This is a genomic window from Stenotrophomonas bentonitica, assembly GCF_013185915.1.
Classification (GTDB): domain Bacteria; phylum Pseudomonadota; class Gammaproteobacteria; order Xanthomonadales; family Xanthomonadaceae; genus Stenotrophomonas; species Stenotrophomonas bentonitica.
Genome location: NZ_JAAZUH010000001.1, coordinates 103,820 through 122,054 on the forward strand (window position 1 = coordinate 103,820; position 18,235 = coordinate 122,054).

Consider the following 18,235-nt stretch of genomic DNA (forward strand, 5'->3'; position numbering starts at 1 on the left):
CATGTTCGACACCTTGAAGCAGCGGCTGGGCAACCGTCCCGACACCGAGCACGGCCAGGCCATCGTGCGCATGGTGCTGATCGTGCTGATCCTGGGCTACGTGCTGCTTCCCGGTCCGCGCCACGACCTGCCGCACCATCAGTACCAGGTGGTGCTGGGCATCGTGCTGACCGGGTTGACGCTGTCGGTGCTGCTGTTCGCGTGGTTGCTGGCGCACCCCGGGCGCTCGGACCCGCGCCGGGTGGCCGGCATGCTGGCCGACTACGGCCTGATCGCCGCCGGCATGGTGCAGATGGGCGAACCGCTGGCCTGGGTCTACATCGTGGTGATGTGGGTGACCGTCGGCAACGGCATGCGCTTCGGCAACAAGTACCTGTACACCGCCGTGGGCATGGCGCTGGTCAGTTTCGGGGTGACCGTGCTGGTCACCGACTACTGGCAGGCCAACGCGCGCCTCGGCTTCGGCCTGTGGCTGGGCCTGGCGGCGGTGCCGCTGTACTTCGCCACGCTGCTGCGCCAGCTGACCCACGCCATGGACGAGGCGCGTCGCGCCAGTGAAGCCAAGAGCCGCTTCCTGGCCAACATGAGCCATGAGTTCCGCACCCCGCTGAACGGCCTCTCCGGCATGACCGAGGTGCTGGCCACCACGACGCTGGATGAAGAGCAGCGCGAGTGCGTCAACACCATCCAGGCGTCCTCGCGCAGCCTGCTGGCGCTGGTGGAGGAGGTGCTGGACATCTCCGCGATCGAGGCCGGCAAGCTGCGCGTTGTGGCCGAGGACTTCTCGCTGGACGACGTGATCCAGTCGATCGGGCTGATCCTGATGCCGCAGGCCAAGGTCAAGCGCCTCGACTACCAGGTCAAGGTGGCCGCCGGCGTGCCGAAGCTGCTGCGTGGCGACCTCGGCCACCTGCGCCAGATCCTGCTCAACCTGGCCGGCAACGCGGTCAAGTTCACCGAGCACGGCCGCATCGAGATCCGCGTGTCGCAGCTGCGCGAGGAGAACGAGGGCCAGGTGCGGTTGCGCTTCGACATCCTCGACACCGGCATCGGCGTGGTGCCGGACATGCGTGCGCGCCTGTTCCAGGCCTTCGAGCAGGCCGATGTGAGCCTGGGTCGCCGCCACGAGGGCAGCGGGCTGGGCACCTCGATTTCGCGCGGCCTGGTGGAGGCCATGGGCGGGCAGATCGGCTATGCCGAGAATCCGCCGCAGGGCAGCTGCTTCTGGTTCGAACTGCCGTTCGCGCTGCCGCCGGTGGTGGTGGGCGAGTACACCCCGGCCGTGGTCGGGGAGGGCAGCGCCACTGCGCCGGACAACGTGATTGCCTTCGCCGACCCGTTCCTGCGCCATCGCGCCCGGGTGCGCAGCATGAAAGTGCTGGTGGCCGACGACCACCAGGCCAACCGGCTGGTACTGCAGCGTCTTCTGCAGAAGGCCGGGCACAAGGTGGTGTGCGTCAACGGCGGCGAAGCGGTGCTCGATGCCATGGCCGAGAGCGACTACGACGTAGCCATCGTCGACCTGCACATGCCCGGCATGAGCGGGCTGGACATGCTCAAGGAACTGCGCGTGCTGCAGGCCGGTGGCGCCCCCCGCACGCCGGTGCTCGTGCTCAGCGCGGACGTCACCCCCGAATCCATCCAGCAGTGCACCCAGGCCGGTGCGCATACCTTCTTCGGCAAGCCGGTGGTGCCGGTGCGCCTGCTCGATACCCTGGCTGAAATCGCCGCCAATGACGGCCTCAAGGCACGCACGTCGGTCGTCCAGCCGGCCCCGGTCGCGGTGGGCGTGCTCGATACCGGCGTGCTCGACGAGCTGGCCGCGCTGGGCATGGGCGAGGGCTTCGAACAGGAGTTCATCCGCCAGTGCTTGGCCGACGCCACGCAGTGCGTGGGCGCGGCCATGGAAGCGGGCGAACGCGGCGACTGGCTGATCCTGCGCGAGCAGGCCCACGCCATCAAGGGCGTAGCCAGCAACCTGGGGTTGGTGCGGGTGGCGTACCGGGCCGGCGAGGTCATGCACATGGCCGACTGGCAGCTCAAGAGTGAATGGCGCGAGCGGATGACGCTGATCCGTACGGCGGTGAAGGAAGGCCGGCAGGCGCTGGAAGAACGCCGGCGCCCCGGTGCCGCATCCAGCGACGACGGCGGCATCGACATGCGCTGACGCGCGCGTCGATGGATGGAAAAAAGCCCGGTTTCCACCGGGCTTTTTTACCGAACCCCCTTGCCGGCAGTAGCGCCGTTACGCGGCATCGAACTGCGCACGACGGGTCTGCGCCTTGATCAAACGGTCCATGGTCCGCAGCGACTTGTCTTCCAGGGCCAGGGCCGAATCGACCCAGATCTTGGTGATTTCAAGCAGCTCGTCATAGCCCACCGCCTGGGCCAGGTTGCGCGCGGCGTTCATTGCCAGGTAGCTGCGCGGGGTGCGCTGCTGCTGGCGGATCAGGTCTTCGGCGGCCTTCACGCCCTGGCCCTTGGGCACCAGGATGTCGACCACGCCCATGGCGAACATTTCTTCGGACGAGTAGACCCGGCCTTCGAGGATGATCTTCTCGGCCAGCTGCGGGGCCACCCGGCGGCACAGGAACGAGTAGGCGCCCATGCCCGGGAACAGCCCGAACAGCACTTCGGGCAGGCCCATGCCGCAGCCTTCCTCGGCAATGATGGTGTGGCAGGCCAGGGCCATTTCCAGGCCACCGCCCAGCGCGTCGCCCTGGATCAGGGCGATCGAGCGGACGTCGCCGCCGAAGCCGGTGTGCAGGTGGTGCACGCCTTCCACGCAGCGCTGGGCATAGGCCAGCAGGCGGTCGCGATTGCCTTCACGGATCAGCTGGGCGAACAGGGCCAGGTCGCCGCCCAGGTTGTAGGCGGTGGCGTCGGAGGCCAGCACGAAGTGGCGCAGGCGGCCGCTGTTGCGCTCGGCCGGGGAGAGGGTGATCTGGCTCATCACGCTCCACATTTCGTCCAGCATGTCCTTGCGGCAGCAGGGACGGATGCCGGTGGCGGCATCGGCGTGCATGAACAACCAGTGGGCGGCGTTGTCGCCGGTGGTTTCGGTGCGGATGGTCGCGTAGCCGCGGGCATAGGGGAGCTTTTCGATGGAATGCATGGTGATCACCTCGGCGGGTTGGCCTGCTGGGAGGACGGTGGGCGGCAGGCCGGACGGGTCCACACGCCGCGATCCTACACCGGCGGTGGGGGGTGAAATGCATAAAGTCGGCGGGCGCCTTGCCTAGGTGGTCAATAGGGCGTGAAACGCCCATACGCCTTGCGTGGTGGGGGTATTGGGGCTTGGGCCGCACGTCCGCCGTGATGCTTGCTCGCGCGCGTCGTGGGGTGGATTGCGCAGATTCGTTCAAGTCCGACCGTGTCATCTTTCCGATGCAAGTCAGCGTCGACGGCGTTGATCCAAAATGGACTGCAGCGAATCTGCGTGTTTGACCTTGGCCATGTCGATCCCTTCGAGTCGACAGCTGTAGTGAAAGTTGCGCGATCGCCGTGCCTGGAATTGAACCGAAGGGTCACTGGCGGCGGCAACGAGCCGTTCGATGGCTTGGGAAATCACGGCGCTAGTTTGTACCAACCGGTCTTTGGCGGAAGTAGCGCTCAGAAGGGCCATCGATAAGCGGCACCTTGCAGAGTCGGCTGGATGGTCCGGAAGACTGACATCGATCGAAACAGGTTCCAAAGCCACAGCCTGAACATCGACTATCAGTCTATAAAGTGTGTCCCAGCTTCGTGTCGCAATGTTCAGCCCCAAGGCTGAGCTCAGTGACGCTTTGAGCAAGGCAAAAGCGCCGATCGAACGAAGATGCATCGGTGACTCGACCGAGAGTATGTCTCCGATGCTGACCGTTGAGGATGCTGCTCGACTCATAACTGCTGTTCCGAGAGGGGAGTTGGCGAGCCTGCTGGTGGGGGCAGGAAGCCAACGCAAAGACGTCAGGAGACAGGTGGACATTTTACCGCCATGGCGACATTCCAACTCTTCGCTAGATTGGCGTGCCATAACCACGACGGGAGGTAATGCGGTGATGCGCCTGTTGGACGGGATTCCCGTGTCGTGGAGCGTGAGTGAGGTTTCATGGTAGTACAGGTGGTCGGTTGCTCTTGACACGCATGGCGTGTCACTACGCTTAAGGCGTATCCGGCGTATCCGGCGTATCCGGCATATGCGGTGCATCCCTGGCTTGGAAAGCAGAACGCCCGCGAGTTTTGCTCGCGGGCGTTCGGGTGGTGCGTGTTGCCGGTGCTTATGCGGCCGGTGCGTCGCGCAGTTCGCGGCGCAGGATCTTGCCGACGTTGGTCTTCGGCAGTTCCTTGCGGAACTCGACGATCTTCGGGTGCTTGTAGCCGGTCAAGTTGGCGCGGGCGTGTTCCTTGACCATTTCGGCGGTCAGGTTCGGGTCCTTCTTGACGATCACGACCTTGACGATTTCGCCGGACTTTTCGTCGGGCACGCCTACTGCGGCCACTTCGAGCACGCCGGGCATCATCGCGATCACGTCTTCTACTTCGTTCGGGTACACGTTGAAGCCGGACACCAGGATCATGTCCTTCTTGCGGTCCACGATGTAGAAGAAGCCGTTCTCGTCCATGCGCGCCATGTCGCCGGTGTGCAGCCAGCCGTCGGCGTCGATCGCCTTGGCGGTGTCTTCCGGGCGCTGCCAGTAGCCCTTCATTACCTGCGGGCCACGGATGCACAGTTCGCCGACTTCACCGGCAGCCATCGTGACGCCGTTGTCGTCCTTCACGCAGGCGTCGGTGGACGGGATCGGCAGGCCGATCGCGCCGTTGTACTCGGCCAGGTTGAGCGGGTTGATGCAGGCGGCCGGCGAGGTTTCGGTCAGGCCGTAGGCTTCGACCAGGGTGACGCCGGTGGTCTTCTTCCAGCGCTCGGCGACCGAACGCTGCACGGCCATGCCGCCACCCAGGGTGACCTTCAGCGAGGAGAAGTCGATCTCGTCGAAGCCGGGGGTGTTGAGCAGGCCGTTGAACAGCGTGTTGACGCCGGTGATGGCGGTGAAGCGGGTCGACTTGAGCTCCTTGACGAAGCCCTTCATGTCGCGCGGGTTGGTGATCAGGTGGTTGCAGCCACCGAACTTCATGAAGACCAGCCCGTTCGCGGTCAATGCGAAGATGTGGTACAGCGGCAGGGCGGTGATGATCCACTCCTTGCCCATTTCAATGCCCGACGCGGAGATCCACGCCGAGGCCTGCTGCATGTTGGCCACCAGGTTGCGGTTGGTCAGCATGGCCCCCTTGGCCACGCCGGTGGTGCCGCCGGTGTACTGCAGGAAGGCCACGTCGTCGTGGTCCAGCTCCACCTTCGGCAGGGTGTGGTTGCTGCCCAGCTTCAGCGCCTGGTTGAAGCGGATCGCGCCGCGCAGGGCGTAGTTGGGCACCATCTTCTTGATGTACTTCAGCACGAAGTTCACCAGCACGCCCTTGGCGCCGAGCATGTCGCCCAGGCCGGTGGTGATGACCTGCTTGACCTGGGTCTCGGCGATGACCTGCTGCACGGTGTCGCCGAAGTTGTCCACGACCACCAGGACCGAGGCGCCGGAATCGACCAGCTGGTGCTTCAGTTCGCGCGCGGTGTACAGCGGGTTGACGTTGACCACGGTCAGGCCGGCGCGCAGCACGCCGAAGGTGGCCACCGGGTACTGCAGGCAGTTGGGCATCATCAGGGCGACGCGGTCGCCCTTCTTGAGCTTCAGCTCGCCCAGCAGGTAGGCGGCGAATTTTTCGACCAGGGCGTCGGTTTCACCATAGGTGAGGACCTTGCCGAAGCTGGAGTAGGCGGGACGGTCGCGGAACCTGGCCACCGACGTGTCGAACACGGCCGACACCGAATGGAACTCATTGACGTCGATTTCGGCGGGTACGCCGTTGGGATAGCTCTTCAGCCAGGGACGTTCCAGACTCATTATTCCCCCTCCAGGAAACGTGGATGTTGTGATGCTGACGGACAGTATCCGTCGATTCGGTCCCCGGCAGCATACCGGTCCGAATGGAAAACGCGAAGGCCCTGTGAATAAAGCGTGCAGGCCACGTGGAGAGGCCCCCTTCCTGAATGGAAGGGGGCAGGGGGCTCAGCGGGCCGCCAGCTGGCGCAGCACGTACTGCAGCAGGCCGCCGTGCTTGAAGTACTCCACCTCCTTGGGGGTCAGCAGCATCACGTGGGCCTGGAAGGTCTTCACCGTGCCATCGGCGCGGGTCGCGGTGACCGTGGCGGTCTTGCTGGCGCCATCGGCCAGGCCGGTGACGTCCACCACCTCCGAGCCGTCCAGGCCCAGGATCTGGGCGTTCTCGCCGGCCATGAACTGCAGCGGCAGCACGCCCATGCCGACCAGGTTGGAGCGGTGGATGCGCTCGAAGCTCTCGGCCATCACCGCCTTCACGCCCAGCAGGTTGGTGCCCTTGGCCGCCCAGTCGCGCGAGGAGCCGGTGCCGTACTCCTTGCCCGCGAACACCACCAGCGGCACGCCCTCGGCCTTGTACTTCATGGCGGCGTCGTAGATGGCCAGCTTCTGCGGCTCGCCGCCGCCGGCGGGGTAGTACAGGGTGTTGCCGCCTTCCTCGCCCCCGAACATCAGGTTCTTGATGCGGATGTTGGCGAAGGTGCCGCGCACCATCACGTCGTCATTGCCGCGGCGGCTGCCGTAGCTGTTGAAGTCGGCCGGCTGCACGCCGCGCTCCTGCAGGAAGCGGCCCGCCGGGGAGTCCTTCTTGATGTTGCCGGCCGGGGAGATGTGGTCGGTGGTAATCGAATCGCCGAACAGGCCCATCACCCGCGCCCCGTGCACGTCGTCGATGTGGCCGACCTGCATGGTCATGCCGTCGAAGTAGGGCGGGTTCTTGATGTAGGTGGAGCTGCCGTCCCATTCGTACAGGTTGCCGTCGGGCGACTGGATGGTGTTCCAGCGGCTGTCGCCCTTGAACACATCGGCGTAGTTCTGCTTGAACATCTCCGGGCCGATGGTCGCGGCGATGACGTCGCCGATTTCCTTGTTGCTCGGCCAGATGTCGCGCAGGTAGACCGGCTGGCCGTCGCTGCCGGTGCCGAGCGGCTCGGTGGTCAGGTCGATGTCGGTGGTGCCGGCAATGGCGTAGGCCACCACCAGCGGCGGGCTGGCCAGGTAGTTCATCTTCACTTCGGGGTGCACGCGGCCCTCGAAGTTGCGGTTGCCCGACAGCACCGAGGTCACCACCAGGTCGCCGCTGGCGATGCCGGCGCTGACTTCGGTGGGCAGCGGGCCGGAATTGCCGATGCAGGTGGTGCAGCCGTAGCCGACCACGTAGAAGCCGACCTTTTCCAGCTCGGTGAGCACGCCGGCTTTTTCAAGATAGTCTGTGACCACGCGCGAGCCCGGGCCGAGCGAGGTCTTCACCCACGGCTTGCGGTCCAGCCCCTTGGCCGCCGCGTTGCGGGCGAGCAGGCCGGCGCCGATCATCACCGCCGGGTTGGAGGTGTTGGTGCAGGAGGTGATGGCGGCAATGACCACCGCGCCGTCCTTGAGCCGGAAGCGGGTGCCGTCCAGGTCGACATCGGCATAGCCCTTGGCAAGCTGTTCGTTGCCGACCGCCGCGCCGCCGCCTTCGTTGACGAACTTGGAGACGTCGTCGCTGCGCTTGTCGCGGTTGGTGGTCAGGCCACCGAGGTTGTCGCGGTAGTTCTGCTTGACGTCCTGCAGCAGCACGCGGTCCTGCGGGCGCTTGGGACCGGCCAGCGACGGCTTGACCTCGCCCATGTCCAGTTCCAGCGTGGCGCTGTAGCTGGCGTGGGCGGTGTTGGCGTCATGCCACAGGCCCTGGGCCTTGGCGTAGGCCTCGACCAGCGCGATCTGTTCTTCGCTGCGGCCGGACAGGCGCAGGTAGTTCAGCGACTCGTTGTCGATCGGGAAGATGCCGCAGGTGGCGCCGTACTCGGGGGCCATGTTGCCGATGGTGGCGCGGTCGGCCAGCGGCAGGTGCTGCAGGCCTGCGCCGAAGAACTCGACGAACTTGCCGACCACCCCGTGCTTGCGCAGCATCTGGGTGACGGTCAGCACCAGGTCGGTGGCGGTGGCGCCTTCGGGCAAGCGGCCGGTGAGCTTGAAGCCCACCACCTGCGGGATCAGCATGGAGGAGGGCTGGCCGAGCATGGCCGCTTCGGCCTCGATGCCGCCCACGCCCCAGCCGAGCACGCCGATGCCGTTGATCATGGTGGTGTGGCTGTCGGTGCCGAACACGGTGTCGGGGTAGGCGACCGCCTTGCCATCCTTGTCCGCGGTCATCACCACGCGCGCCAGGTTCTCCAGGTTCACCTGGTGGACGATGCCGGTGTTGGGCGGCACCACCTTGAAGTTGTCGAATGCCTTCTGCCCCCAGCGCAGGAAGCCGTAGCGCTCCTGGTTGCGCTGGAACTCGATCTTGCCGTTGAGGTCGAGTGCGTCCGGGGTACCGAACACGTCCACCTGCACCGAGTGGTCGATGACCAGTTCGGAGGGGATCTGCGGATTGATCTGTTCCGGGCGGCCGCCCAGCTTGACCACCGCGTCGCGCATGGCGGCCAGGTCGACCACGCAGGGCACGCCGGTGAAGTCCTGCAGGACCACGCGGGCCGGCATGAAGGCGATTTCGATGTCCGGCTCGGCGGCCGGGTTCCAGCGTGCCACCGCTTCGATGTGGTCGCGGCCGACGGTGGCGCCGCCGTCCTCGTGCCGGAGCAGGTTCTCCAGCAGGATCTTCATCGAATAGGGCAGGTGGGAGATGTCGAACTGCTGTCCGAGCTTGGGCAGGCTGAAGTAGTCGTAGGTGGTGCCGCCGACGTCCAGCTGGCTGCGGGTGGAGAACGAGTCGCTCATGCGGGGAAACTCCTCTTGCGGATGGCTTGCAGTGGCCCGGGGGCCTGCTTGCGGTTGCCGGAGGCCAGGCGCCGGCAGTGGCTTCCAGTATGAACCCTTCAGCCATGCACCGGACTTCGGCAGGGCCTCAGGCTACCTATACCTATGTATCGCCTGTGTCATTGGTGTGGCAGGGCCTTGGCCGGATGAAGGCGGCGAGGCTGAACAGGGTCGAGTGGAAGTATGCGGGGCCAAGTATGTATAATTCGTACATACTTTTGAGGGCCTACCGATGGAAGCCACCGTTGCAGAACGCGGACAGATCACCTTGCCCAAGGCGGTCCGCGACGCGCTTGGCCTGACCAAGGGCACCCAGCTGAAGGTGGAGCTCGACGGCAGCCGCATCATCCTGCGCAAGAGCGTCGACGATGCCATTTCACGGGCGCGTGGCAAGTTCTCGCTGGACGGCTTCGAGTCGGCCGAGGCGGCCGTGCGCGCCGTGCGCGACGAGGGATAAGCCTGGATGATCGCCGTCGATTCCCCGGTGCTGGTCGAGCTGCTGAGCAATGGTCCGCAGGCCGATGCCGTGGAGGCCTGCCTGCGCCAGAGCCTGGTTGGCGGCAAGGTGGTGGTGTGCGGGGCGACCCTCGCTGAAGTCTGTGCCAGCCTGCGCGGCGGTGCCGAGGTGCTGGAAGCGCTGGAGGAAATGGGCGTCCATTTCAACGCGCTGGAAGCCAAGTCGGCCCTGCGCGCGGGCGAGATGCACCGCCGCCATCGCCAGCGCGGGGACAGCCGGCGCAGCCTGGACGATTTCATGGTCGGCGCGCACGCGCTGCTGCAGTGCGACGGCCTGATCACCTGGAACGACAAGTTTTACCGCGACTACTTCAAGGGCCTGAAGCTGATCGTGCCGAACGCCTGAGCCCTCTTTTTTTAACCGTTTCATTCAATCGCATTCTTCGAGAATCACCCGGGAGTTGTCATGTTGGAAGCCTACCGCCACCACGTAGCCGAGCGCGCCGCGCTTGGCATCCCGCCGCTGCCGCTGAACGCCCAGCAGACGGCCGACGTCATCGAACTGCTGAAGAACCCGCCGGCCGGCGAAGCCGACTTCCTGGTCGAGCTGCTGACCCACCGCGTTCCGGCCGGCGTGGATGACGCCGCCAAGGTCAAGGCCTCGTACCTGGCCGCGATCGCCTTTGGCAGCGAAACCAACGCGCTGATCCCGCGCGAGCGCGCCACCGAACTGCTGGGCACCATGCTGGGCGGCTACAACGTCGCGCCGCTGATCCAGCTGCTGGACGACAGCACCGTGGGCGCCATCGCCGCCGACGCGCTGAAGAAGACCCTGCTGGTCTTCGACGCCTTCCACGACGTGCAGGAAAAGGCCAAGGCCGGCAACGCCTTCGCGCAGTCCGTGCTGCAGAGCTGGGCCGACGCCGAGTGGTTCACCAGCCGCCCGGAAGTGCCGCAGAGCCTGACCATCACCGTGCTCAAGGTGACCGGCGAAACCAACACCGACGACCTGTCGCCGGCGCCGGACGCCACCACCCGCCCGGACATCCCGCTGCACGCCCTGGCGATGCTGAAGAACAAGCGTGATGGCATCGAGCCGGAAGAAGATGGCAAGCGCGGCCCGGTCAAGTTCATTGAATCGTTGAAGGACAAGGGCCACCTGGTCGCCTACGTGGGCGACGTGGTCGGTACCGGTTCGAGCCGCAAGTCGGCCACCAACTCGGTGCTGTGGTTCACCGGCGAAGACATTCCGTTCATTCCGAACAAGCGTTTCGGCGGCGTGTGCCTGGGTTCGAAGATCGCCCCGATCTTCTACAACACCATGGAAGACGCCGGCGCGCTGCCGATCGAGCTGGACGTGTCGCAGATGAACATGGGCGACGTGGTCGAGCTGCGTCCGTATGACGGCAAAGCGCTGAAGGACGGCCAGGTCATCGCCGAGTTCCAGGTGAAGTCCGACGTGCTGTTCGACGAAGTGCGCGCCGGTGGCCGCATTCCGCTGATCATCGGCCGTGGCCTCACCGCCAAGGCGCGCGAAGCGCTGGGCTTGGCCCCGACCGACCTGTTCCGCCTGCCGATGGACCCGCCGGATACCGGCAAGGGCTTCTCGCTGGCGCAGAAGATGGTTGGCCGCGCCTGTGGCCTGCCGGAAGGCCAGGGCATGCGCCCGGGCACCTACTGCGAACCGAAGATGACCTCGGTGGGCTCGCAGGACACCACCGGCCCGATGACCCGCGACGAGCTGAAGGACCTGGCCTGCCTGGGCTTCTCGGCCGACCTGGTGATGCAGTCATTCTGCCACACCGCGGCGTACCCGAAGCCGGTCGACGTCAAGACCCACCACACCCTGCCGGAGTTCATCTCCACCCGTGGCGGCGTGTCGCTGCGTCCGGGCGACGGCGTGATCCACAGCTGGCTCAACCGCATGCTGCTGCCCGACACCGTCGGCACCGGCGGCGACTCGCACACCCGTTTCCCGGTGGGCATTTCGTTCCCGGCCGGCTCGGGCCTGGTGGCGTTCGCCGCCGCCACCGGCGTGATGCCGCTGGACATGCCCGAATCGGTGCTGGTGCGCTTCAAGGGCCAGATGCAGCCGGGCGTGACCCTGCGTGACCTGGTCAACGCGATTCCGCTGTACGCGATCAAGTCGGGCCTGCTGACCGTGGCCAAGGCTGGCAAGAAGAACATCTTCTCCGGTCGCATCCTGGAAATCGAAGGCCTGCCGGACCTGAAGGTGGAGCAGGCGTTCGAACTGTCCGACGCCTCGGCCGAGCGCTCGGCTGCCGGTTGCTCGGTGCACCTGAACAAGGAACCGATCATCGAGTACCTCACCAGCAACATCACGCTGCTGAAGTGGATGATTGCCGAGGGTTACCAGGACGCCCGTTCGCTGGCGCGCCGCATCGAGAAGATGGAAGCGTGGCTGGCCAACCCGGAGCTGCTGGAGCCGGATGCCGACGCCGAATACGCCGCGGTCATCGAAATCGACCTGGCCGACATCCACGAGCCGATCGTGGCCTGCCCGAACGATCCGGATGACGTCAAGACGCTCTCGGACGTGGCCGGTGCGGCCATCGATGAAGTCTTCATCGGTTCGTGCATGACCAACATCGGTCACTTCCGTGCGGCTGCAAAGCTGCTGGAGGGCAAGCGCGACATCCCGACCAAGCTGTGGGTGGCCCCGCCGACCAAGATGGACGCCTCGGAGCTGACCAAGGAAGGCCATTACGGCACCTTCGGCACCGCCGGTGCGCGCATGGAAATGCCGGGCTGCTCGCTGTGCATGGGCAACCAGGCACAGGTGCGCGAAGGTGCGACGGTGTTCTCGACCTCGACCCGCAACTTCCCGAACCGTCTGGGCCGCAACTCCAACGTGTACCTGGGTTCGGCCGAGCTGGCCGCGATCTGCTCGCGCCTGGGCCGCATTCCGACCAAGGCCGAGTACATGGCCGACATCGGCGTGCTGGATGCCAGGGGCAAGGAGATCTACCGCTACATGAACTTCGACCAGATCGAGGAATACCAGGACGTGGCCAAGACGGTCGCCGCCTGAGTTTCGTGATCGGTTGATGTGTTGAATGAAAAACCCCCGGTGCGAGCCGGGGGTTTTTTGTTTGCGGATGAGTTGTCGATGACTCAACTCTGCGCAGTGCGTCGCTATTTCTTGCTAAGGCTGATTGAGATACTACGCAGATAGAAAAACGCATGGACGCGTCGGTCGCTGATGGCAGGACGAGCGCATGCGGTCATAGGGAGTGATCTGATGCGAGTGTTAAGTATTCCAGTCCTTGGCGGGCTGCTACTTGCGCCCGCGTTGGCCGCGGAAGCCGCGGCGGTTGCAGCGCCGCCACATTGCTATGGCGAGGGGAAGGGCCAGACCTGTGCACTTTCCTTTGGTGATCTTTGGGGCTCTCAGGAGCGGTACGCGGGGCGGCGGATCGAAATTAGTGGATACCTCGTCCGCGGTTTTGGCCAGCTGGTTCTGTATCCCGGGAAAGACTATTTTCTGTACCAGAAAGGAATCGGTGGCATCGCGGTGCAAATGGACCAGGCAACGTTGGAGGCCGCATTTGCCGAGATGCGTCCTATCCCTGGCGACGGAGACTGGAAGTACGAGGCTCTGTGCCCCATCACCGTGCAGGGCATCTACAGCGACAAGCCGTTTGGGGACTTGGCAACGTTGGGAACTGTAACGGTTGCAAGCGGTCCAAGGATGCTTCCATTCATTGGATCCTGCGCTGACTTGCCGCCCAAGCGGCCGCAACCTTAAGCATGCCGGACGTCTCCAATGCCAAATGCGGGAACATCTACCGCTACATGAACTTCGACCAGATCGAGGAATATCAGGACGTGGCCAAGGCGGTCGCCGCCTGAGTTTCGTGATCGGTTGATGTGTTGAATGAAAACCCCGGTGAAACCCGGGGTCTTTTTGCCGGTTTATCCTGGTCTTATTGCGTTCGCCAGCAATTCGTAGTGCCACGCCGCGCCTCATGGGCAACGGGCGCCGATTCAACCATCGCGTCGCCACGCGCCCGGGCATGCCCGCAACAACGGGATACGCGTGGTAGCGTGGCAACCGCGCAACGCGCGGCCCAAGCATCCGAAGCCGCAACAACGCGGCTCGGATGCCATCACCGCCGCTGACATGTGTCCGAAGCCGGCCGTCCGGTGTTCATGACGCCGGAACGGAGAGGCGGCGTTGATTACGGGTCATGCGTCATCGGATCTGGAGCCTTTATCGGCGGTTGTTTGGGAACCAACCCTACCGTTGCGCACTGCAGGCTGGCGCGGCGCGATCGCGCACCGGAAGGCTGCCTGAGTCTCGTGATCGGTTGATGTGTTGAATGAAGAAACCCCCGGTGTGAGTCGGGGGTTTTTGCTTGCGTCTACGCGATGTGCGCACATGGCGCCCGTTATCATGGAGTTTGAAGTGTCTGGCCCTGAGGTGATGACAATGAAGGTGATTGTGACGGCATTGGTTCTGTCCCTCAGTCTTGGATACATGGGTTGCACGCACTCGGCCGAGCCTTCTGGTAGTCAGGTTGAGGGTGCAAGGGCTACTTATCTGAAGGTCAGAGCGCTGCCTGCAAGTGAGGTTCGGCACGGGGCAGCACAGGAGGTTGAAACGATGATCCCGCTGCTTGCCACATCAGACGAAGCAACCATCGGCTACGTTGCGGACGTGTTGAGGCTCGCGGGCTGTCGCGCTCGTAGCGCATTGCCTGAGCTGAAGGCGGCGTTGTCCAGATTCCAGGGGCCAGATGATTCCGGAGAAGCGCTGCTGTCTTACGTGGTGCCAGAAGGACCTTGGGGCGACATCTACAATGCAATTGCTGTCATTGAAAGTGATGGCCGCTGTGGCACGAGGACTGGTCGGTGACACGCTGCGAGCAGAGAAATCAGGCGGTTTGATAGTGCCTTGCCAAGGGCTATCATAGGCTTGTAAACCCCGGTACCGTCTCTGCCATTGGCACGCGGTCGGGGTATTTTTCTGCTCCGGATCAGTCCGCGCGGGCAACCGGCGGCGGCGTCTGCACGGGTGCGGCGGCGGGCGGGAACAGCTTTGGCAGCTGGGTGGCGAAGCGCGCGATGCAGCGACCGGCGAATTCCTGCGCGGCGGCCCTGACCTTGGCGTAATCGTCGGCTTCCCATTCGTCCAGTGTGGCCAGGCGGCGCTCGTCCATGCAGCGGATGACGGTCTCCTTCATGCCGTCCAGCGGCGGTGAGAAGCTGATCATGGCTTCATGCCGAAGCTCGTACGGATCGGTGGAGCCGGCACGTTCCTGGTAGATGAGCGACCAGTGTCCGCCCAGGGGCTGGACCGTGCGCAGGTCAAGGGGAACCCGGCCGGGGTACTTGCTGAAATACTCGGTCAACTGCGCGCGCAGCAGGCCCGGCATCAACTCGACGGCAGGACTCAGCACTTCGTCAACCTTGCCTCCCTTGGGGTTCTTGACGGCAAACCGGCTCAGGCCGCCGCCGCCATAGAACTTCAGCGCCAGCTCCCCGATCTTTGCACCCTTGGCCCGGCCACGGGTCAGCACGCGCAGCACAAGGTCGCCCTGCTGTCCGTCAGCCAGCTCCCTGGCTGCGCCATCGCCGACCAGTACGGTGGCCTTCCAGTCCCGCAGCGGGCCGTTGTAGGGCTCGTCGATCGGCTCCGCCGGGGTCTGAGTCGTTTCGGCTGACGTGGCAAGCGGTGCGTCAACCTTTGGATCGGGGCACTGCGCTTTCGGCATCTTGAGAGGGGCAGGCGCCAGGCCGCCATCGGCGTGGACCTCGTTGGCGCTGATCCGGCACATGCCACCGGAGACCGTCATCACCACCTCGTAGTCCTTGCCCGGCTCGGGGGTGAACTGGAGGGTCGGGGGACGTTCGCAGTGATAGCTTATGTCCGGCCCGTGCCGATAGCTTCTCGGCATGGTGCCGCCTTCGATGCGTCCGTCGAAGATCAGCGGTTGGCCGCCGGCGACCAGCAGTTCCTGGTAGTTGGGCCGCGAGAACATGACGCTCTTCATGTTGCGCACGGTGTCGGTGATGGGAATGCCCAGCGAGACGTTGTCGGGTGCACCCTTCAACAGGGTGCCGAAGGTGTCCTCGACGGACCGCACGACTTCCAGCCGGTCGTCATACATGTCGCGACAGACCGCATTGGTGTACATGGTGATGGCCCGTCCGTTCTGGCCGAAGATGCGAACGCGGGCGTCGGCAACGGGGTCCGGGTCCTGCGCGGCGGCGGGGCCGGCGAGCAGCAGGCTGGCCAGCAGCAGGGTGGCTGCGGTACGGGGTGATCCCTTCACGGTGAAGCTCCTTGATGATTGCAGTGCAGCGGGGAACGCGGGCTGCATGGTATCAGCCACGCGCCAGCGCCATCAGGCGTTCGGCGATCCGTTCCAATGGCACCTGCTCTTCGGCAGCGCCCAGCTTGAACGCGGCGCCGGGCATGCCCCAGACCACGCTGGTGGCTTCGTCCTGGACCAGGGTAGGCGCGCCGACGTTTTTCAGTTCGAGCAGGCCGCGCGCGCCGTCGTCGCCCATGCCGGTGAGGATGGCGCCGATGGCGTTGGCGCCGGCGCTTTCCGCTACGGAGCGGAACAGCACGTCCACGGCCGGCTTGTGCCGGTTCACTGCCGGGCCGTCGTCGACGCGGCAGCGCCAGCGGGCGCCGTCGCGGATCACGCGCAGGTGCTTGCCGCCCGGGGGCAGGTAGGCGTGGCCGGCCAGCACGGCCTCGCCGTCGCTGGCTTCGCGCACGGACATCGCCGAATGGCGGTCCAGGCGCTCGGCGAAGGCGGTGCTGAACGTTGCCGGCAGGTGCTGCGTGAGCACTACTGCCGGCGCGTCGGCCGGCATGCCTTCCAGCACCACGCGCAGCGCTTCGGTGCCGCCAGCGGAGGCGCCGATGGCGATCAGGCGGTCGGTGGTGCGGAACTGGATGGAGCGCGCGGGCGAGGGCGCCACGGGGTCGAGCGTGACGCGCGGGGCGATCGGGCGGGCGAGGGTGCGCACGCGCGAGCGCGCGGCCATCTTGACCTTGGCGATGATCTCCTCGGCATAGCCCTGCAGGCCACGCGCGACGTCGAGCTTGGGCTTGGAGATGAAGTCTACCGCGCCCAGCGCCAGCGCCTGCAGGGTGGTGTCGGCGCCGCGCTCGGTGAGCGAGGAGATCATCACCACCGGCAGCGGGTGCAGCCGCATCAGGTTTTCCAGGAACGCCAGCCCGTCCATGCGCGGCATTTCCACGTCCAGGGTGATGACGTCAGGCGCCAGGCGCTTGATCTTCTCGCGCGCCAGCAGCGGGTCGGCGGCGGTGCCGACCACTTCGATGCCGGGGTCGCTGGCGAGGATCTCGCTCAGCATCTGCCGTACGACGGCAGAGTCGTCCACGATCAATACACGTACGGGCGAACCACTGATCATTCGAACAGCTCCACGCCACCGGTGACCGGGGCACGCGACAGGCGCGCACGCACCGCCGATTCGGTTGCGGCCACTTCGGCTTCGTGCGCATGCGGCAGGCGCTGCACCACCACGCGGCCGGTGTCGGCGAAGAACCACACCTTGCGCGGATGGATGCCGCACAGGTCTTCGGCCAGCACCGGAATGTGCTCGGCCTGCAGGTACTGCCGCACGAACTCGGCATTGCGGGTGCCGACCGGGTTGCTGGTGAAGCCCTTGAGCACGTTGGCGCCGCCGAACACCTTGGCTTCCAGGCGCTTGCGGTGTGCGCCGCGCTTGAGCAGGTCGTTGATCAGTAGTTCCATGGCGTAGCTGCCGTAGCGGGCGGGTGCGCCGTCGCCGACGTTGCCTTCGGGCAGCAGGAAGTGGTTCATGCCCCCGATCTTGAGCACCGGGTCGCGCAGGCACGCGGCCACGCACGACCCCAGGGTGGTGGTGAGCGCGGTTTCGTCGTCGACCACCAGGTACTGGGTCGGCAGCAGCTTGGCGGCGGTGACCTTGAAGCGGCTGTCGTAGTAACGCATCACCTCGTCGGTGCGGGCGGCGAGGTTCATGCCGGGGCTCCGGGAGCGCGCTTGTACAGGGTGCGGCCGCAGGGCTGGATCAGGTCGGCGGCGTGCAGGTAGTTTTCGGAGTGCCCGGTGTAGAGCAGGCCGTCGTCGCCCATGTGCTGGATCAGCCGCGAGAGGATGCCGCGCTGGGTGGGCTTGTCGAAGTAGATCATGACGTTGCGGCAGAACAGGGCGTCGAACGGGCCGCCGACGTCGTAGCGCGGCGCCAGCAGGTTGAGCGGGCGGAAGTCGATCAACTCGCGCAGCGCGGGATGCACGCGGCACTGGCCTTCGTTGGGGCCGCTGCCGCGCTGGAAATAGCGTTTCTTGATCGCCGGATCGAGGCCGGAGACGCGGTCGATGGCATAGACGCCCTTGCTGGCGGTGGCCAGCACCTGGGTGTCCACGTCGGTGGCCAGGATCCGCACCGGCGGCTTCAGGGTGCCGAACGCTTCGCAGGCGGTGATCGCCATCGAGTAGGGCTCTTCACCGGTGGAGGCGGCGCACGACCAAAGTTGCAGGGTGCCGTTGCCGGTGCGTGCGCGGAGTTCGGTGTCGAGCTTTTCGAAGTGGTGCGGCTCGCGGAAGAAGGCGGTGAGGTTGGTGGTCAGGGCGTTGGTGAACGCCTGCCATTCGTCGCCGCCCTGGCTTTCGAGCTGGTCCAGGTAGTCCTGGAAGCTGCGCAGGCCGAGCGCGCGCAGGCGCCGCGAAAGGCGGCCGTAGACCATGTCGCGCTTGGCCGGGGCCAGCGAGATGCCGACGCGCTGGTAGATCAGGTCGCAGATCCGGCGGAAGTCGCGGTCGGCGAATTCGAATTCGCGACCGTGGGGAGTGGCGGTGGTGGCAGGGGCGGTTGGCGTGGTCACGGGCGCACTC

The 18,235-nt window shown here is 65.5% G+C and carries 14 protein-coding genes; 6 read left to right on the forward strand and 8 right to left on the reverse strand.

From position 1 onward, the window contains the following. Position 1: 1 nt before the first annotated feature. Positions 2 to 2,167, forward strand: coding sequence for an ATP-binding protein (locus HGB51_RS00440; protein ID WP_070206801.1), 2,166 nt, complete (start codon positions 2 to 4; stop codon positions 2,165 to 2,167). A gap of 78 nt (positions 2,168 to 2,245) precedes the next feature. Here the strand turns inward: HGB51_RS00440 and HGB51_RS00445 are convergent, their stop codons facing one another. The 4 genes from HGB51_RS00445 to acnA all read right to left on the reverse strand — a co-directional run bounded on the left by HGB51_RS00445 (position 2,246) and on the right by acnA (position 8,855). After that, the gene (locus HGB51_RS00445) at positions 2,246 to 3,115 is read right to left on the reverse strand and encodes a crotonase/enoyl-CoA hydratase family protein (RefSeq protein WP_070206802.1); all 870 of its coding nucleotides are present in this window, start codon (positions 3,113 to 3,115) and stop codon (positions 2,246 to 2,248) included. A 279-nt stretch (positions 3,116 to 3,394) separates the two neighbouring features. Beyond that, a complete protein-coding gene (locus HGB51_RS00450; RefSeq protein WP_171966693.1) occupies positions 3,395 to 3,823 on the reverse strand; it encodes a YhfG family protein in 429 nt (142 codons plus the stop codon). A gap of 436 nt (positions 3,824 to 4,259) precedes the next feature. Then, the gene (locus tag HGB51_RS00455; protein WP_070206786.1) at positions 4,260 to 5,936 is read right to left on the reverse strand and encodes a long-chain fatty acid--CoA ligase; all 1,677 of its coding nucleotides are present in this window, start codon (positions 5,934 to 5,936) and stop codon (positions 4,260 to 4,262) included. Positions 5,937 to 6,101: 165 nt separating this feature from the next. Then, a complete protein-coding gene (acnA, locus tag HGB51_RS00460; RefSeq protein WP_070206787.1) occupies positions 6,102 to 8,855 on the reverse strand; it encodes an aconitate hydratase AcnA in 2,754 nt (917 codons plus the stop codon). Positions 8,856 to 9,126: 271 nt separating this feature from the next. On the opposite strand from acnA, the gene HGB51_RS00465 reads away from it, so the two are divergent. The 5 genes from HGB51_RS00465 (at position 9,127) to HGB51_RS00485 (ending at position 14,229) form a co-directional block, all read left to right on the forward strand. Further along, complete coding sequence (locus HGB51_RS00465; protein WP_070206788.1) at positions 9,127 to 9,351, forward strand: AbrB/MazE/SpoVT family DNA-binding domain-containing protein; 225 nt, start codon at positions 9,127 to 9,129, stop codon at positions 9,349 to 9,351. Positions 9,352 to 9,357: 6 nt separating this feature from the next. Then, positions 9,358 to 9,756, forward strand: a complete 399-nt coding sequence (locus HGB51_RS00470) for a type II toxin-antitoxin system VapC family toxin (protein ID WP_070206789.1) — start codon at positions 9,358 to 9,360, stop codon at positions 9,754 to 9,756. Positions 9,757 to 9,816: 60 nt separating this feature from the next. Then, the gene (gene acnB, locus HGB51_RS00475) at positions 9,817 to 12,402 is read left to right on the forward strand and encodes a bifunctional aconitate hydratase 2/2-methylisocitrate dehydratase (protein WP_070206790.1); all 2,586 of its coding nucleotides are present in this window, start codon (positions 9,817 to 9,819) and stop codon (positions 12,400 to 12,402) included. A gap of 210 nt (positions 12,403 to 12,612) precedes the next feature. Beyond that, complete coding sequence (locus tag HGB51_RS00480; RefSeq protein ID WP_070206791.1) at positions 12,613 to 13,119, forward strand: hypothetical protein; 507 nt, start codon at positions 12,613 to 12,615, stop codon at positions 13,117 to 13,119. A gap of 684 nt (positions 13,120 to 13,803) precedes the next feature. After that, positions 13,804 to 14,229, forward strand: a complete 426-nt coding sequence (locus HGB51_RS00485) for a hypothetical protein (RefSeq protein ID WP_141739041.1) — start codon at positions 13,804 to 13,806, stop codon at positions 14,227 to 14,229. Positions 14,230 to 14,350: 121 nt separating this feature from the next. Here HGB51_RS00485 and HGB51_RS00490 read toward each other — a convergent pair whose 3' ends face one another. Genes HGB51_RS00490 through HGB51_RS00505 form a run of 4 tightly spaced genes read right to left on the reverse strand, consistent with a single transcriptional unit; the run spans position 14,351 to position 18,225 of the window. Next, positions 14,351 to 15,649 carry a hypothetical protein gene (locus HGB51_RS00490; protein ID WP_070206793.1) on the reverse strand — a complete coding sequence of 433 codons (1,299 nt, stop codon included), beginning with the start codon at positions 15,647 to 15,649 and terminating at the stop codon, positions 14,351 to 14,353. A gap of 52 nt (positions 15,650 to 15,701) precedes the next feature. Beyond that, on the reverse strand, positions 15,702 to 16,769 hold the full coding sequence (locus HGB51_RS00495; RefSeq protein WP_070206794.1) for a protein-glutamate methylesterase/protein-glutamine glutaminase: 1,068 nt from the start codon (positions 16,767 to 16,769) through the stop codon (positions 15,702 to 15,704). Continuing rightward, the gene (gene cheD / locus HGB51_RS00500) at positions 16,766 to 17,362 is read right to left on the reverse strand and encodes a chemoreceptor glutamine deamidase CheD (protein WP_070206795.1); all 597 of its coding nucleotides are present in this window, start codon (positions 17,360 to 17,362) and stop codon (positions 16,766 to 16,768) included. Before cheD ends, HGB51_RS00495 begins: the two co-directional genes overlap by 4 nt. Continuing rightward, entirely contained in the window at positions 17,359 to 18,225 is an 867-nt protein-coding gene (locus tag HGB51_RS00505) for a CheR family methyltransferase (RefSeq protein ID WP_070206796.1), read from the reverse strand. Before HGB51_RS00505 ends, cheD begins: the two co-directional genes overlap by 4 nt. Positions 18,226 to 18,235 lie beyond the last annotated feature (10 nt).

Bases quoted from the DNA above. Each gene is read 5' to 3' on its own strand.
- HGB51_RS00480 (WP_070206791.1), top strand. From the start codon at position 12,613: ATGCGAGTGTTAAGTATTCCAGTCCTTGGCGGGCTGCTACTTGCGCCC.
- cheD (WP_070206795.1), bottom strand. From the start codon at position 17,362: ATGAACCTCGCCGCCCGCACCGACGAGGTGATGCGTTACTACGACAGC.
- HGB51_RS00495 (WP_070206794.1), bottom strand. From the start codon at position 16,769: ATGATCAGTGGTTCGCCCGTACGTGTATTGATCGTGGACGACTCTGCC.
- HGB51_RS00455 (WP_070206786.1), bottom strand. From the start codon at position 5,936: ATGAGTCTGGAACGTCCCTGGCTGAAGAGCTATCCCAACGGCGTACCC.
- acnA (WP_070206787.1), bottom strand. From the start codon at position 8,855: ATGAGCGACTCGTTCTCCACCCGCAGCCAGCTGGACGTCGGCGGCACC.
- HGB51_RS00440 (WP_070206801.1), top strand. From the start codon at position 2: ATGTTCGACACCTTGAAGCAGCGGCTGGGCAACCGTCCCGACACCGAG.
- HGB51_RS00450 (WP_171966693.1), bottom strand. From the start codon at position 3,823: ATGCATCTTCGTTCGATCGGCGCTTTTGCCTTGCTCAAAGCGTCACTG.
- HGB51_RS00445 (WP_070206802.1), bottom strand. From the start codon at position 3,115: ATGCATTCCATCGAAAAGCTCCCCTATGCCCGCGGCTACGCGACCATC.
- HGB51_RS00485 (WP_141739041.1), top strand. From the start codon at position 13,804: ATGAAGGTGATTGTGACGGCATTGGTTCTGTCCCTCAGTCTTGGATAC.
- HGB51_RS00470 (WP_070206789.1), top strand. From the start codon at position 9,358: ATGATCGCCGTCGATTCCCCGGTGCTGGTCGAGCTGCTGAGCAATGGT.
- HGB51_RS00465 (WP_070206788.1), top strand. From the start codon at position 9,127: ATGGAAGCCACCGTTGCAGAACGCGGACAGATCACCTTGCCCAAGGCG.
- acnB (WP_070206790.1), top strand. From the start codon at position 9,817: ATGTTGGAAGCCTACCGCCACCACGTAGCCGAGCGCGCCGCGCTTGGC.